The sequence below is a fragment of the Pseudomonas moraviensis genome, from assembly GCF_900105805.1.
Classification (GTDB): domain Bacteria; phylum Pseudomonadota; class Gammaproteobacteria; order Pseudomonadales; family Pseudomonadaceae; genus Aquipseudomonas; species Aquipseudomonas moraviensis_A.
In genome coordinates this window covers 3,597,937-3,613,325 of record NZ_LT629788.1, presented here as the reverse complement: position 1 = coordinate 3,613,325, position 15,389 = coordinate 3,597,937, and the positions used below count along the sequence as shown (strand labels likewise).

13 protein-coding genes are annotated in these 15,389 nt (G+C 61.1%); 5 read left to right on the top strand and 8 right to left on the bottom strand.

The annotated features are described in order from the left end of the window. Positions 1–8: 8 nt before the first annotated feature. The 5 genes from BLU71_RS16010 to BLU71_RS15990 all read right to left on the bottom strand — a co-directional run bounded on the left by BLU71_RS16010 (position 9) and on the right by BLU71_RS15990 (position 7,062). Positions 9–1,436: a di-heme oxidoredictase family protein gene (locus BLU71_RS16010; protein WP_083353475.1), complete on the bottom strand. Its 1,428-nt coding sequence runs from the start codon at positions 1,434–1,436 to the stop codon at positions 9–11. Between the two features lie 316 nt (positions 1,437–1,752). Then, the gene (locus BLU71_RS16005; RefSeq protein WP_083353474.1) at positions 1,753–3,111 is read right to left on the bottom strand and encodes an imelysin family protein; all 1,359 of its coding nucleotides are present in this window, start codon (positions 3,109–3,111) and stop codon (positions 1,753–1,755) included. Between the two features lie 195 nt (positions 3,112–3,306). Next, entirely contained in the window at positions 3,307–5,358 is a 2,052-nt protein-coding gene (locus BLU71_RS16000; protein ID WP_042607344.1) for a putative bifunctional diguanylate cyclase/phosphodiesterase, read from the bottom strand. A gap of 328 nt (positions 5,359–5,686) precedes the next feature. Then, complete coding sequence (locus BLU71_RS15995) at positions 5,687–6,283, bottom strand: superoxide dismutase (protein ID WP_016773431.1); 597 nt, start codon at positions 6,281–6,283, stop codon at positions 5,687–5,689. A 176-nt stretch (positions 6,284–6,459) separates the two neighbouring features. After that, positions 6,460–7,062 carry a LysE/ArgO family amino acid transporter gene (locus BLU71_RS15990; RefSeq protein WP_016773432.1) on the bottom strand — a complete coding sequence of 201 codons (603 nt, stop codon included), beginning with the start codon at positions 7,060–7,062 and terminating at the stop codon, positions 6,460–6,462. 96 nt (positions 7,063–7,158) lie between these two features. Here BLU71_RS15990 and BLU71_RS15985 point away from each other — a divergent pair, with 96 nt between their 5' ends. The 4 genes from BLU71_RS15985 to BLU71_RS15970 all read left to right on the top strand — a co-directional run bounded on the left by BLU71_RS15985 (position 7,159) and on the right by BLU71_RS15970 (position 11,093). Then, positions 7,159–8,046 carry a LysR family transcriptional regulator ArgP gene (locus BLU71_RS15985; RefSeq protein WP_042607343.1) on the top strand — a complete coding sequence of 296 codons (888 nt, stop codon included), beginning with the start codon at positions 7,159–7,161 and terminating at the stop codon, positions 8,044–8,046. 99 nt (positions 8,047–8,145) lie between these two features. Further along, positions 8,146–9,138: an NAD-dependent epimerase/dehydratase family protein gene (locus BLU71_RS15980; protein WP_083353473.1), complete on the top strand. Its 993-nt coding sequence runs from the start codon at positions 8,146–8,148 to the stop codon at positions 9,136–9,138. 116 nt (positions 9,139–9,254) lie between these two features. After that, the gene (locus tag BLU71_RS15975) at positions 9,255–10,112 is read left to right on the top strand and encodes an ATPase (RefSeq protein WP_065616685.1); all 858 of its coding nucleotides are present in this window, start codon (positions 9,255–9,257) and stop codon (positions 10,110–10,112) included. Between the two features lie 129 nt (positions 10,113–10,241). Next, on the top strand, positions 10,242–11,093 hold the full coding sequence (locus tag BLU71_RS15970; protein ID WP_083353472.1) for a cache domain-containing protein: 852 nt from the start codon (positions 10,242–10,244) through the stop codon (positions 11,091–11,093). A gap of 124 nt (positions 11,094–11,217) precedes the next feature. On the opposite strand, the gene BLU71_RS15965 is transcribed toward BLU71_RS15970, so the two are convergent. Together BLU71_RS15965 and pobA are read right to left on the bottom strand one after the other, a co-directional pair. After that, complete coding sequence (locus BLU71_RS15965) at positions 11,218–12,735, bottom strand: MDR family MFS transporter (RefSeq protein ID WP_083353471.1); 1,518 nt, start codon at positions 12,733–12,735, stop codon at positions 11,218–11,220. Positions 12,736–12,813: 78 nt separating this feature from the next. Then, on the bottom strand, positions 12,814–14,007 hold the full coding sequence (gene pobA / locus BLU71_RS15960; RefSeq protein ID WP_083353470.1) for a 4-hydroxybenzoate 3-monooxygenase: 1,194 nt from the start codon (positions 14,005–14,007) through the stop codon (positions 12,814–12,816). A 176-nt stretch (positions 14,008–14,183) separates the two neighbouring features. Between pobA and BLU71_RS15955 the strand changes: the two genes are divergently transcribed. Next, complete coding sequence (locus BLU71_RS15955; RefSeq protein ID WP_042607337.1) at positions 14,184–15,074, top strand: helix-turn-helix domain-containing protein; 891 nt, start codon at positions 14,184–14,186, stop codon at positions 15,072–15,074. A 131-nt stretch (positions 15,075–15,205) separates the two neighbouring features. Here the strand turns inward: BLU71_RS15955 and BLU71_RS27510 are convergent, their stop codons facing one another. Next, positions 15,206–15,382 carry a hypothetical protein gene (locus BLU71_RS27510; RefSeq protein WP_173867352.1) on the bottom strand — a complete coding sequence of 59 codons (177 nt, stop codon included), beginning with the start codon at positions 15,380–15,382 and terminating at the stop codon, positions 15,206–15,208. Positions 15,383–15,389 lie beyond the last annotated feature (7 nt).

Below are 15,389 nucleotides of genomic sequence, written 5' to 3'. Positions count from 1 at the left end.
TTCAGTATTTAAAGTGAGTTCAGAAATGCCAGCAACGCAGCGCGCTGCTCGGCATTGAAAGACAAAACCTGTTGCTGCGCAGCCGTCGCTTCGCCGCCATGCCAGAGCACCGCTTCGAGCAGGTTGCGAGCGCGGCCGTCGTGCAAAAACTGCGTGTGACCGCTGACCGCTTGCGTCAGACCAATCCCCCACAACGGCGGCGTGCGCCAGTCGCGGCCGGAGGCCTGAAATTCCGTGCGGTTGTCCGCCAGTCCTTCGCCCATGTCGTGCAGGAGCAAATCGCTGTACGGACGAATCACTTGATTGGCCAGCTCAGGTTCGGCGGCGTTGGCGGCGGTGGTGTATTTGGGCGTGTGGCACGACTGGCAACCGGCCTGGAAAAACAGGTTCTTGCCGGCCAGCACCTGTGGGTCGTTGACGCCACGGCGCGCCGGCACCGCCAGATTGCGGCTGTAGAACAGCACCAGACGCAGGATGTTGTCGCTGACTTCCGGTTCGCCGTCCGGGCCATTGCCGTTCGGCGCCTGTTTGCAGGCGGTCTGCGCCTCCGTGCAGTCGTCGAAAGGCCGCAGGCTGGTGCTCAGGCCCATGTCACCGGAGAACGCGTGAACATTCTGCTGGTTGAGATTCGGCTGCCCGGCTTTCCAGCCTAACCGGCCGATCACGGTTTTCTGCAACTGGTCATCCCAAACCCGGTTGGGCCGGCCATTGATGCCGTTGTTCTCTTTCGCCTGGGCGGCGGCGTTGGCGAGGATCGCCTCTTCGGGGATTGCTTCGAGCAGGCCCAGACCAATCATCGGCGGTGCCACCCGCGCGGAAAAACGCGTGTCCGGATGCATCGGGCCGTAACCGAGTTGAGTGATCTGCAGGGTCGGTTTGCGCAACTCCACTTGCGTGCCGTCCTTGAACCGTACGGGCACTGGCGTGTAGTCGACGCGCACCTTGCCTTCCGGGGCGACGCCGGGCACGGCCATGTCCTGGAACTGCCCGCCATACACCGGCTCCGGCACCACGCCGAGCTGTTCGATGATTTTGGCGTAGGGCGGCGCGTCGGGAATCGACAGGCGCACCAGCATCGACACCGCATTGGTCGCATCAGGGGCCGGAGGATGGCCGCGACCGTCCTTGATGTGGCAGTTCTGGCAGGCGTTGGTATTGAACAACGGGCCGAGGCCGTCGCGCGCCGTGGTGGTCGACGGCGCAATTACCCACGGGCTGCGGAAGAAGCTGTTGCCGACACTGAAATCCACCCGCCGCGACGGCGGCAGGTTGGCCGATGGCAGGGAGAACGCGTTCTGATCACTCTTGCGCACGGTCGCCGCACCGCCCGATCGCGCTTCACCCGGCTCGGCCTTGGTGAAACGCGGGGCGTCATCGCAGGCACTCAGGCCCAGGGCCAGCAACAGTGCGGACAAGCGAAGCGGCAACGACGGCATCAGACATCCTGCAAACGGGCGAAAACAAAGGCGCAAAGTCTAACAGGGCAGCGGAGTTTGAATAAGAGGAATTATCGTTTGCTTGATATCGCGCAAATCTGCAGACCCATGCCAAACCCCTGTAGGAGTGAGCCTGCTCGCGATAGCGGTCTGGCAGTTGACGAATTCGTAACTGGTACACCGCCATCGCGAGCAGGCTCACTCCTACAGGGACGGTGCAGCGCAGACATTCAGCGGCGGTCCCACAGGGGCTGGCCTGAAGCAGAGATGAAAAAGGCGACCCGAAGGTCGCCTCTTTTTGACGCGGACGCGGTGATCAGAACTCGTGATCGGCGTTGTCCGGGTTCAGGTCGCTGATGCCCAGTTTGCCGGCAGCGGCTTCGATCGAGCCGGTCTGCTTGACCAGCGCGGCGATGGCGTCGCGAACAATCTGGTTGCCAGCGGTGTTGCCGGCGGCGATCAACTGGTCGTAGTGCTCACCCTTGTTGGCGTGATCGACCATGACCTGGATTTTCGCTTCGGTCGCGGCCAGATCGGCTTTCAGTGCGGTGTCGGCGGCCGGGTCGGCCTTCGCCACCAGCGACGACAGGCTGGCGCCGGTCAGCTTGGTGCCGTCAACCCGGGTGTACTCGCCCAGATAAACGTTACGCACGCCTTTGGCATCGTAGAAGTGCGAGTAGTGGGTGTTGTCGCTGAAGCAATCCTGCTCGTCTTCAGGCGAGTTGGCTTCCAGGGAAACCTTCATGCGCTCGCCCGCCAGTTCACCCAGGGACAGGCTGCCCATGCCGAAGAGCATTTTGCGCAGGCCGGTTTCGCCTGGCTCGGCTTCCAGCGTGGCGCGGTAGTTGTCGGCCACGTTCGGCTTCCAGTTGCCGACCATTTCTTCCAGATCGCTGACCAGCAGTTGGGTCACGGCTTTCAGGTAGGCACGACGACGCTCGTTGTGACCGCCGGTGGCGCCAGCGCCTTCCAGGTAGTCCGAGGCCGGACGGTTGCCAGCGCCCGGGCCGGTACCGTTGAGGTCCTGGCCCCAGAGGAGGAATTCGATCGCGTGGTAGCCAGTCGCAACGTTGGCTTCGGAACCGCCCAGCTCATTGAGGCTGGCGAGCTTTTCCGGGGTGATCTCTTTCACGTCGACCTTGTCTTCGCCGACCTGAACTTCGGTGTTGGCGATGATATTGGCGGTGGCGCCCGGGTTGCCCAGTGCGTGCTCGTAGGATTTGTCGACGTAGTCGATCAGGCCTTCGTCCAGCGGCCAGGCGTTAACCTGACCTTCCCAGTCGTCAATGATGGTGTTACCGAAGCGGAATACTTCGCTCTGCAGGTACGGCACGCGCGCGGCAACCCAGGCAGCCTTGGCGGCTTTCAGGGTGTCGGCGTTCGGCTTGGCGAGGAACGCGTCGACGGCAGTTTGCAGGGTTTTCGCGGTGGATTCGGCATCGCTGTAAACGGCGAAGACCATGTCGGCGTAGTGCGCGACCACAGCCTTGGCGGCGGCATCGTCAACTTTACCGGCAGCAGGAGCAGGGGCAGCGGCCGGCGCCGGGGCTGGAGCAGCGCTGCTGGAAGCCGGAGTCATTTCGGAGGCTTTTTCTTTGTCCTTGCCTTCGCCGCAACCGGCGAGGGAAATAGCGATGGCCAGCAGACTGGCGGTAGCCAGAGGCATACGAATCATGGCGAACATCCTGCTTCGGTAGTTGAGTGGACTGGCGCCGGGGGCGCGCAAAACTGCGACATAATGCAAATCTTTCGCATTATGTGTAAAGGCGTGGGTGGAAATATTTCTTATTTGCGCAAGAAGATCAAAAGATCGCAGCCTCGTTGCACTGTAGGAGCTGACGAGTGCAACGAGGCTGCGATCTTTTGATCTTTAAAGAATCGCCGCATTACTGCGTTGCGCCTGCTTGAGGTAAATGCCCAGCTCCCGCGCCGGCAGCGGTTTGCTGTAGTGGTAGCCCTGACCTTCGTGGCAACCCTCGGAAATGATGTAGGTTTCCTGCTCGGCGGTCTCCACGCCTTCGGCAATCACCTGCATGCCCAGGCTCTTGCCCAGTTGAATGATCGCGCGAACGATGGTCGCGTCATCGTCGTCATCCAGCAGATCCTGGACGAAGCTCTTGTCGATCTTGATCTTGTCCAGCGGCAGGCTTTTCAGATAGCTGAGGGATGAATAGCCGGTGCCGAAGTCGTCGATCGCAATCAGCGCGCCGGAGCGGCGCAGGCTGAGCAGATGCTGGGCGGCGGTGGTGATGTCTTCCATCAGGCCGGTTTCGGTGACTTCCAGTTCCAGACTGCGCGGCGGCAGGCGGTACATCTGCAGCAGGTTGTTGACCACCCGCGGCAGCTCGGCATGGTGCAGTTGCACGGTCGACAGGTTGACCGCCATACGCAAATCGACGAACCCCTGATCATGCCACTCGCGCAATTGCTTGCAGGCCTGATCGAGCACCCACTCGCCGATGGCGATGATCGTGCCGTTCTGTTCGGCCAGCGGAATGAACAGGTCCGGCGGCACCAGGCCGTGTTCGGGGTGCTGCCAGCGAATCAGCGCTTCGACACCCACTACGCGATGATCGCGATAACTGATCTGCGGCTGATAGACGAGGTAGAACTGGTCGCGGATCAGCGCGTCACGCAGGTCTTTTTCCAGCTCGCGACGGCGGCGCATCTCGCTGTCGACGCTGGCGATGTAGAACTGATAGCGGTTGCGCGAGCGGGTCTTGGCCAGGGTCATGGTCTGCTCGGCTTTCTGCAACAGCTTCTCGGTGCTATCGCCGTCCTCCGGGAACAGGGTGATGCCGATGGTCGCGCGCAGGCGGATTTCCTGATCGTCGAGGGCGAAGGGCGCCTCCAGGTCATCGAGAATGCTCTGCGCCAGTTCCGCTGCTTCGTAAGGTTGTTCGATGTCGGCCTGCACCAGGGCGAACTGATCGCCGCCCAGGCGGGCCAGGGCGCCGAGGCGACCGCTGTGGGCGCGCAAGCGATCGGCCAGGGCCAGCAGCAACTGGTCGCCGGTCTGGTAGCTGAATTGTTCGTTAATGCCTTTGAAATCATCCAGGCCGACGCACAACACCGCGACGCGGCGCTGCAACTTGCCGGCATCGACGAGAATCTTGTCCAGCTGCTGCTGCAATTGCTGGCGGTTCGGCAGACCGGTCAGGAAGTCGTACTGGGCCATGCGCAGCAGGCTGTTTTCCGCTTCGTGGCGCAGATGGGTGTTGCGTTCGATGGACTCGAGCAACTGGTTGGCGGTGTTGATCCACAGGCCCAGCTCGTTTTTTTCGTGGCCCTTGAGCTGCGGAATCTTGTGCTCGCTGGGACGATCCGGGTTGATTTCGGTAAGGTGTTCGATGATCCGCGACAGCGGTTTGGTCAGCAGCCAGTGATAGACCAGATACAGCACCAGTCCCATGGCCAGTGCGCGCAGTACGCCGGAAATGAAGATGATCACCGAGCTGACAATGAAACCTTCGCCATAGGTTGCGGTGTCGAGGGTGATGCTGAGGTCGCCGTAGTATTCGCTGTAGGGGCCACGGCCGACCAATTGCGTGGTGAAGGTGCGTTCCTGACCGAGAATCAGGTCGGTCAGCCAACGGCTGTTGGAATGCTGCAATTCGCGGGATTTCTGCGCGAGCATCGCTTCATTGGGGTGACCAATGGAGGCCTGGCGCACGGCGTCGTCCTGGAACAGCCCCTCGATCACCTGCATGCCCATTTCCCGGTCCAGGCTATAGACCGCCTGGGTCGAAGGATCGCGGAACATGTCGAGGATCCGCTCGGCGTCGCCGGCGACGGCCTGACGGGTCTTGTAGGCATCGAAGACAATCTGCGCGCAGCTCAAGACTACGCCTACGATCAATGCCGACAGGAGCACGACCCGGAGCAACTTCACCGACAAGCTGTTCTTGAGTTCCAGCTTCAAAGGGTTATTCCTTGTTCCGTGCGGGTAGCGTCAAGTTGCCATGAGTATTGGCAATCCCGGGTTGGCAGTCAAAGGGACAATCAGGCACGGGAAAATTCGCCGGTATCCTGGCCGCGATGTCGTCATTTGAGTAATAGCTCTGAATTACTGTGTCGGTTGCAGTGGCCCGCAACTTGAGCACCGGGTCAAAGATTTTTTCCTGTCTCTGATGGTAGTCGGCTGTCGGCTGGCAGCAAACGGCGCGAAGCTGTTTTTGCCGTGCGACAAACGCCATGCGCAAGGCATAAAAAAACCCGGCCGAAGCCGGGTTTCCTGTCTGGCGCGCAGCTTAAGCGGTGAAGGTCTTGCCTTCGAACTGCTCGGCCACGAACTTCCAGTTGACCAGGTTCCAGAACGCTTCAACGTACTTCGGACGCAGGTTGCGGTAGTCGATGTAGTAAGCGTGTTCCCAGACGTCGCAGGTCAGCAGCGGGGTGTCGCCGCTGGTCAGCGGGTTGCCGGCGCCGATGGTGCTGGCCAGGGCCAGGGAACCGTCAGCCTTTTTCACCAGCCAGCCCCAGCCGGAACCGAAGGTGCCGATCGAGGTTTTGCTGAATTCTTCCTTGAACTTGTCGAACGAACCGAACGCTGCGTTGATGGCATCTGCCAGTGCGCCGGTTGGCTGACCGCCGGCGTTTGGCGCCAGGCAGTTCCAGTAGAAGGTGTGGTTCCAGACCTGAGCGGCGTTGTTGAAGATGCCGCCCGAGGAAGTCTTGACGATCTCTTCCAGGGTCTTGCCTTCAAACTCGGTGCCTGGCACCAGGTTGTTCAGGTTCACGACGTAGGTGTTGTGGTGCTTGTCGTGGTGGAACTCCAGGGTTTCCTTGGAGATGTGCGGCTGCAGGGCATCGTGTGCGTAGGGCAGCGGCGGCAATTCGAAAGCCATGATGATTCTCCTAATCAGGTCTGTTGCGGTGAGCGCAAGGCCGATCACGGGCGGCCGGAAATGCACCGGCGAGTTTTTACTCTTTGCGGCGCAGGGTTCGGATCATAGCACCGGGGTCGCGCCTTAACCACGCAACAACTGTGTGGGATAGAGGTTCCAGAGCCTTCAGCATTAATTCATCCGGCGATGATCAACTGCGCGGCCACGGCGAACATCATCAACGCCACCACCAGATCGAGAATGCGCCAGGTGCTCGGCCGGGCCAGCCACGGTGCCAGCCATGCGGCGCCGAGAGCCAGGGTGAAAAACCACAGCAGCGATGCGCTCGCCGCGCCGACTACATAAGCGCCGGGCACCGATTGCTGCGCGCCCAGCGAGCCGATCAACAAAACCGTATCCAGATAAACGTGGGGATTGAGCAATGTCACCGCCAACGCGCTGAGCATGACCGCGCGCAGGGAGCGTACGGTCTGGTTCTCGCCTTGCTCGAGGCTCTGCTTCGAGCAGGCCCGGCGCAGCGCCTGGCTGCCGTACCAGATCAAAAAGGTCGCGCCGCCCCAACGGGCAATCGCCAGCAGGGTCGGGTTCTGCGCCAGAATCGTCGCCAGGCCGAACACCCCGGCCGCCACCAGAATCGCGTCACACACCACGCACAATGCCGCCACGGGCAAATGGTGTTCACGGCGCAGGCTCTGCGCCAATACAAACGCGTTCTGCGTGCCGATCGCCATGATCAGGCCGAACGCCACCAACAGGCCGTTTACATAGCTTTGCCACATGGAAAATATCCTTGAAAGAGAGTGCTTGCTGGCTATTCTCCGGCGTGTCGCTGTATAAGAAAAAGCAATAGTGCTGATCGCCCATTAGGAAAACTGATGTTCGACTATAAATTGCTTTCTGCGCTGGCCGCGGTGGTCGAGCAGGCCGGCTTCGATCGCGCTGCACAGGTTCTCGGCCTGTCGCAGTCGGCGATCTCCCAGCGCATCAAATTGCTCGAGGCGCGCGTCGGCCAGCCGGTGCTGGTACGCGAAACACCGCCATCGCCGACCGAAATCGGCCGGCGCTTGCTCAACCATGTGCAGCAGGTGCGTTTGCTTGAGCGCGACTTGCAATCGGCGGTACCGGCGCTGGACGAAGAAGGCCTGCCGGATCGCCTGCGCATCGCCCTCAACGCCGATAGCCTTGCCACTTGGTGGGCTGGCGCCGTTGGCGATTTCTGCGCCGAGCAGCATTTGTTGCTCGATCTGATCGTCGAAGACCAGACCGTAGGCCTCAAGCGCATGCGTGCCGGTGAAGTGGCCGCATGCCTGTGCGCCAGCGAGCGCCCGGTGGCCGGCGCACGCAGCGTGTTGCTCGGTGCCATGCGCTATCGCGCGCTCGCCAGTCCGGCCTTCATCGCCCGGCATTTTCCCGATGGCGTACGCGCCGAACAGCTGCCACGCACCCCCGCACTGGTGTTCGGCCCGGACGATTTCCTCCAGCATCGCTACCTGGCGCTGTTGGGCGTCGATGGCGCGTTCGAGCACCATTTATGCCCGTCCTCCGAAGGCTTCATTCGCCTGACCGAAGCCGGCCTCGGCTGGGGGCTGGTGCCGGAACTGCAAGTGCGCGAACAGCTGGAGCGCGGCGTGCTGCGCGAATTGCTGCCAGATAAACCGATCGACGTGCCGTTGTACTGGCATCATTGGCGCAACGGCGGCCAGTTGCTGAACCTGCTTACCGAACAACTGCTGCGCGCCTCAAAGCAATGGCTAGTGGCTTGAACGCAGCGGCAAGCGTCAAGCTGCAAGCGGCAAGAACAAGCACCGTTTCAACTTGCAGCTGACAGCTCGAAGCTTGCAGCTGCTTCCCTGGAGTTTTTGATGAAGATTTTGGTTACCGGCGCCAGCGGCTTTATTGGCGGGCGCTTTGCGCGTTTCGCCCTGGAGCAGGGCCTTGAAGTGCGGGTCAACGGTCGCCGGGCCGAGAGCGTCGAGCATCTGGTGCGCCGGGGTGCGGAGTTTGTGCCGGGCGATCTGACCGACGCCGGTCTGGTACGCGACCTCTGCCGCGACGTCGAAGCGGTGGTGCATTGCGCCGGTGCCGTCGGCGTGTGGGGGCGTTATCAGGACTTCCATCAGGGCAATGTCCAAGTCACCGAAAACGTTGTCGAAGCCTGTCTCAAGCAGCGCGTGCGGCGGCTGGTGCATCTGTCGTCGCCGTCGATCTATTTTGATGGCCGTGACCATCTCGGCCTGACCGAAGAGCAAGTGCCCAAGCGCTTCAAGCATCCCTACGCCGCGACCAAATATCTGGCCGAGCAAAAAGTCTTCGGTGCCCAGGAATTCGGTCTGGAAACCATCGCCCTGCGCCCGCGTTTCGTGACCGGCGCCGGTGACATGAGCATCTTCCCGCGACTGCTGAAAATGCAGCGCAAGGGCCGTCTGGCGACCATCGGCGACGGTTTGAACAAGGTCGACTTCACCAGCGTGCAGAACCTCAACGAAGTCATGCTCAGCAGCCTCTTGGCGGCTGGCTCGGCGCTGGGCAAGGCCTACAACATCAGCAACGGTACGCCGGTGCCGCTGTGGGACGTGGTCAACTACGTGATGCGGCGGATGGACGTCGATCAGGTGCGCAAATACCGCTCTTACGGTCTGGCCTACAGCGTCGCGGCGCTCAATGAGGGCGCGTGCATGCTCTGGCCCGGACGTCCGGAGCCGACCCTGTCGCGCCTGGGCATGCAAGTCATGAAGAAAAATTTCACCCTGGACATCAGCCGCGCCCGGCATTATCTCGACTACGACCCGAAAGTCAGCCTGTGGGCTGCCCTCGATGAGTTCTGTGCGTGGTGGAAAGCTCAGGACATTCGTTGAAACGATTCGGCCGGGCGGCAATGAACCGCGTTGCGGCTTGAGGGTCAATGCCTGCGGCTGCGGCGGTTATACTTCGCAGCATTTAGCCATCACCGCGTTTGCCAAAGGTTGCCTCAATGTCCATGCGAAACGATGCCCACGACGACGATTTCGATAACGTGCCAAGCCTGCGCGCTGACCCGTTCGATGACGATGACATCGCGCCCGGCCCCCGCACTTCCGTGCATTCGCGCACGGCGCCAGTGGTCAAGGTCAAGACTGCCAGCACCGGACCGCTGTGGGCGCTGGTCGGCGCGTTGTTTTTCGCCTTCATCGGTCTGGCCTGGTGGAGCTTCCAGCAGATCTCGCTGATGGAACAGCAACTCGTCGCCACCCAGGAAAGCTTTGCGCGCATCAGCGAAGAAGCGGCGGGGCGCCTGCAGGATATTTCCGGCAAGGTCGTCGCCAGCCAGAGCAACGTCAGCAGCGACAGCGAAGCGCTGAAGTTGCAGATCAAACAGCTTGAAGGCAAGTTGCTCGACCAGAGCAAGCAGCAGCAAGGCGTGGCCGGTCAGGCCAGCGAGCTGGACAAGCGTCTGGCGCAGATGACCGCGCAGACCACCGAACAGCAGAACGCCAACACGCAGTTGCAGGCGCAGGTCAAAGCCCTGAGCGCCGAGCTGGCGACCATCAAAAGCACGCCGGCCGATACCAGCAAGGTCGATGCGCAGCTGAAGGCCTTCGACGCCCAGTTCAAAAGCCTCGGCGCCGATATCGCGGCGCTGAAGAAACAGGGCAACCCGAGCGCGGCGATCGATCGTCTGGAGCAGGACATCGTGGTGTTGAAAAGTCAGCAGGACAATCGCCCGGCCGCGCCACAGGGTGGCGGCAATACCGCCGAGTTCGATGCGTTCCGCGCGCAGATGACCCGCAACCTCAACACCTTGCAGGCGCAGATCCAGAACCTGCAGCAGCAGATCAACTCCCGCCCATAAGCGCTGATCGAGGCTGGCGAGCATTGCTTGTCAGCCTCACGGCGCAATGTTCAGAAACGCTCTGAATATCTCGACATGACCGCAAGCCGTCTACGCTCTTGAAACATCAAAAAGAACGAGGGATGCGCTATGGGGTTTTTGCATAAGGTGGCCTGGCTCGGCCTGCTGTTGTTGGCCGGTTTCGGCCAGGCCAGCGCCGCCGCCACCGCCGCCAAGGATGACAGTCAGGCGGCCATCGCCCTGCTGGAAAAAGCCTTGGCCTACTACCACGACAATGGCGACAAGGCGTTCGCTGCGTTCAGCCGCCAAGGGGAGTTCGTCGACAAGGACCGCTATGTCTTCGTCCTCGACACCAAGGGCGTCATGCTTGCCAGCGGCGGGCCGTCTTCGGCGCTGATCGGCCGCGATGTCAGCGAAGTGCTCGGGCCGGATCTGCAGAAGGCGTTCAAGGACGCGCTGAAGGTGCCGGAAGGCAACGGCATCCAGCAGGCCGAATACCGCTGGCAGAACTGGGCCGACGGCAAGGTCGAGCGCAAGCATGTGTTCTATCAGCGCGTCGGTCAGCGCATTCTTGCCGTCGGTTACTACTTGCCGCGTGCCTCTGCCGAGCAGGCCAAGGCCTTGCTGGATAAAGCCGCGACGGATCTGGGCAAGGACGAGAAGGGCACGCTTACCGCGATCAACTCGCTCAAGGGCGGTTATCTGCAGGACGATCTGTATGTGTTCGTGGTCGATCTGAACAACCAGCGCTACGTCGCACACGGCACCAACCTGCGCTTGATCAACACCGATTTTGGCAAGGTCAAGGACCCGGAAGGCAAGCCGGTGGGCGAGCCGATTCTGGCGCTGATCGGCAAACAGGATGAAGGCGAATACGAATATCGCTGGAAAAACCCGGTGACCGGCAAGATCGAGGACAAGCATGCCTACCTGAAAAAGGTCGGGCACTTCCTCGTCGCGGTGGGTTACTACAGCCCTTGAGCGAACGCCGTTCCTCTGTAGGAGTGAGCCTGCTCGCGATGCGGTGTTTCATACAACAATGATGTCGACAGGCATACCGTCATCGCGAGCAGGCTCGCTCCTACAGGGTTTTGCGGTGCTTGTGCTATTTCGCGCCGTGTTCGCGCCCGCGCAGCAGGTTGTTCGGCATGGCAATCGCCGCCGCCAGCCCCAGCAGCGACACTGCCGTGCTGACCCAGAGCAAGTGTCGGAAGGTCACCAGCAGTTCCGCGCGCAAGGCGTTCTGCGCATCCCCCGGCGCGGCGTTCAGGCCATCGAGCAGGACATTGCCAGAATGCCCTTCGCTGATCAGCGCACTGTTCGCCAGGTGGGCGAAACTGGAGTCGTGCAGCAACGCGAGCAACAGCGCCGACATCAACGCCACGCCTACCGCACCGCCCAGTGAGCGAAACAGGTTGGTGGTGCTGGTAGCGACGCCGATGTCCCGTTGTTCCACTGAGTTTTGCGTACCGACCAGCGAGGTCGGGAACTGCATGCCGCCGGCAATACCGCTGAGCAACATGAACAACCCGCTGAGCAACGTCGCTTGCGGCGGACTGAAGGCCATGCCGAGAATCGAGATCGGCATGAGGATCGCCCCGGTGAGAATCTGCGGTTTGTAGCGCCCGGTAATCGACGTGCGGCGGCCGGCGAAATAGGCGCCGATCGGCAAGCCCATCGCCAGTGGCAGCAAGTGCAACGCGGCGCTGTCGGCGCCGGCGCCGGTGACGCTTTGAAAGCGCAGCGGCATCAGCACGATCAGCGAGATGGCCTGGAAACTGGTGAAGAAAATCGTGCACCAGCACAGCAGGGCATTGCGGTTGGCGAACAGGTGCATCGGCAGCAACGGCTCGCGTGCCCGGCGCTCATGCCAGACGAACAACGCCAGGACGATCACGGCGCAGGCGAGCAGGCCGAGCACTTCGCTGCTGCGCCATGAATGGCCCTGGCCGACTTCGGTGATGCCGAGCAGCAACGCAGTCAGACCGATGATCATCAGCACCGTGCCGAGGTAATCGATCACCGGTTTGCGCTGCGGAATCGGCAAGCCGCGCAGGTTGCGCCGCGCCACCCACCACGCGCCGAGGCCCAGCGGCAGGTTGATCAGAAACACCCAGCGCCACGACAGGTATTCGGTCATGTAGCCGCCGAGCACCGGGCCGGCGACGCTGGCCACGGCGTACATGCTGCTGAAGTAACCCTGATAGCGCCCGCGCTCACGCGGCGGGACGATGTCGCCGATGATCGCCTGACTCACCGAGATCATGCCGCCAGCGCCGATGCCCTGAAGAATGCGCGCCAGCACCAGTTGCTCCATGCTTTGCGCCATGCCGCAGAACAACGAGGCGAGGGTGAACAGGCCCATGCCGAACAGCATCAGTTTGCGTCGCCCGTACAAGTCGCCGAGCTTGCCGTAGATCGGCACCGCGACGGTCATCGCCACCATGTAGCCGGAAATCACCCAGGCCAGCAGGCTGACGTCCTTGAACTGCGCGGAGATCGCCGGCATCGACACGGCGACGATGGTCTGGTCCAGCGCACCAAGAAAGATCGCCATCATCAAGGCGACCAGCACGCTGCGAATGGCCGGTTTGGGCGTTTCAGGCTGGTTGAGAGTGGTCACGGAAAACCTGCGGGCAGTGATTGACCCGCACGGGCAAGGCGAGCGGGTAAGTGCTCGCCAGTGTAAGTCGATAGCAGGCTATTCGATAGCCTCGTACGGGAGCCCGACGTAATTTTCTGCAATGGTTTTCTGCCCGGCTTCCGAGCTGACGAAGTAGTCCAGTTCCGAAGCGCTGATGCGCTGGCTGAATTCATCGTGCTCGTCGAAGCGATGCAGCATCGACGTCATCCACCAGGAAAACCGCTCGGCTTTCCACACCCGGCGCAGGCAAATCTCTGAATATTTTTCCAGCAGATCGCTACGGCCTTCTCGATAGACCTTCAGCAGAATATTGAACAGCGTACTGACATCGCTGGCCGCCAGATTCAAGCCTTTGGCACCGGTGGGCGGGACGATGTGCGCGGCGTCGCCGACCAGGAACATCCGGCCGTACTGCATCGGTTCAACGACAAAGCTGCGCAGCGGCGCGATGCTTTTTTCGATCGAAGGGCCGGTAACCAGTTTTTCCGCGAGGGCCACCGGCAGGCGGTTTTTCAACTCATCCCAGAAACGCTGATCGCTCCAGTCATCGACGTTTTCATCCGCTGGCACTTGCAGGTAATAACGCGTGCGGGTGGCCGAACGCATGCTGCACAAGGCGAAGCCGCGCTCGTGACGGGCATAGACCAGTTCCTCGTGAACAGGTGGTGTGTCGGCAAGAATGCCCAGCCAGCCGAACGGATAAACCCGCTCGAAGATCTTCAGGCAATCGGCAGGAATCGACTGCCGCGCGACGCCGTGGAAGCCATCGCAACCGGCGATGTAATCGCAGTCGACGCGCCACGATTCACCGTCCTTTTCGAAGGTGACAAAAGCTTCGTCACTTTTCATGTCGTGGGGAACGACATTGCTCGCCTGATAAATAGTCGGTGCGCCGGCCTCCCGACGAGCGGCCATCAGGTCGCGGGTGACCTCGGTCTGGCCGTAGACCATTACGGTTTTGCCACCGGTCAACGCGTGCAGGTCGATATGCACCTGACGACCGTCCAGCGCCAGATCGAATCCGCCATGAATCAGGCCCTCGGCATCCATTCGCTGACCGATCCCGGCCTGACGCAGCAGCTCTACCATGCCTTGTTCAAGCACACCGGCACGGATGCGCCCGAGAATGTAATCAGGGGTCTGGCGTTCGAGGATCAGGGTGTCGATGCCAGCGTTGTGCAGCAACTGGCCGAGGAGCAGTCCGGAAGGACCGGCGCCGATAATGGCGACTTGGGTTTTCAGGGTTTTCATTGTTTTTATGACTCGCAAGCTTCACGCAGCAATTGCCGGTGAATGATTTTATGGATCGAGTGCTTGCATTTTTCCCTTGCGGGTCTGTCAATTGAAGGTGAAAACTGAGCCGATACCTGTACATTCTGCCAATCGGTGCGATTATCGCCCATAAACCCGAGGCCTGGATTGAAGTGATGAACAAGCCTGCCCTGCCTTCGATTCCGGTGTTCAAGCTCTATGGTGAAAGCCTGGACTGGCCGACCCCGGACTTGCTGCACTGTGAAACCATTTCCTCGCGCAGTCGCGAACATCAATGGGAAATCAAACCTCACCGCCACGCGGATCTGTGCCAGCTGCTATTCGTTTTCAAAGGTCAGGCAGAGCTTGAAATCGAAGGCCAGCGCACGCAACTCGAGACGCCTGCGATACAGGTGTTGCCACCGTTGTCGGTGCACGGTTTTCGCTTTTCCGAGGACGTCGAGGGCTTCATCGTCACCCTGGCGACGCCCCTGATCAACCATTTGCAGGCGCAACTGGGCGACTCGGTACACGCCCTGGCCCGGGCGGAAAACTACCCGGCCGGCGAGGACGGCGATTACCTCAACAGTCTGTTTGCAGCGTTGCAGGCCGAGTACAACGGCCATCAACCAGCGCGGGAAATGCTCATGCATTCGCTGGTCAGCGTGATCATGGTCTGGGTCAGCCGTCAGGCGATCGTCCGCCACAAGGCCAGTCAGCGCCCACAACGTCAGCGCGAGTACCTCAACGGTTTCATTCAGCTGGTGGAAGAGACTTACCGCCAGCACGTCAAAGTGGAAGACCTCGCCCATCGCCTGGGCATTTCCGTATCGCACCTCAACGGCACCTGCCGTGAACTGGCCGGGCAACCGGCGTTGCAGATCATGCACGAGCGCCAGTTGCTGGAAGCCAAGCGCCTGCTGACCTACACCAGCATGACCATTTACGAGATGTCGGAGTTGTTGGGCTTTTCCGACCCGACCAACTTCACGCGGCTGTTCCGCCGCCGGGTGGGGATTTCGCCAAAGGCATTCCGCGACCGCTTGAAGGCCGAGCAGCAATCCTGAGAACACCGCAACCCCCTGTGGGAGCGAGCCTGCTCGCGAATACGGCCTCTCATTCAGCAACGATGCTGGCTGACACAGCGCATTCGCGAGCAGGCTCGCTCCCACAGGGATTGCATTCCAGCCCAGGTCAATCAGCGCAATGCATTCAGCGTGGCATTGTGCGGAATACACCGCTCATAGTTGCAGCTCGCATACTCGCGCGGCAGCTGGCGTAACTGCTCGACCCGCCAGGCAGCGGCGCCATACAACGCCAGGGTGGCGGCGCAGGTGATGAAAATCGCGGCGTACCTTTTTGTTTTGATGTTCATGGCGTAG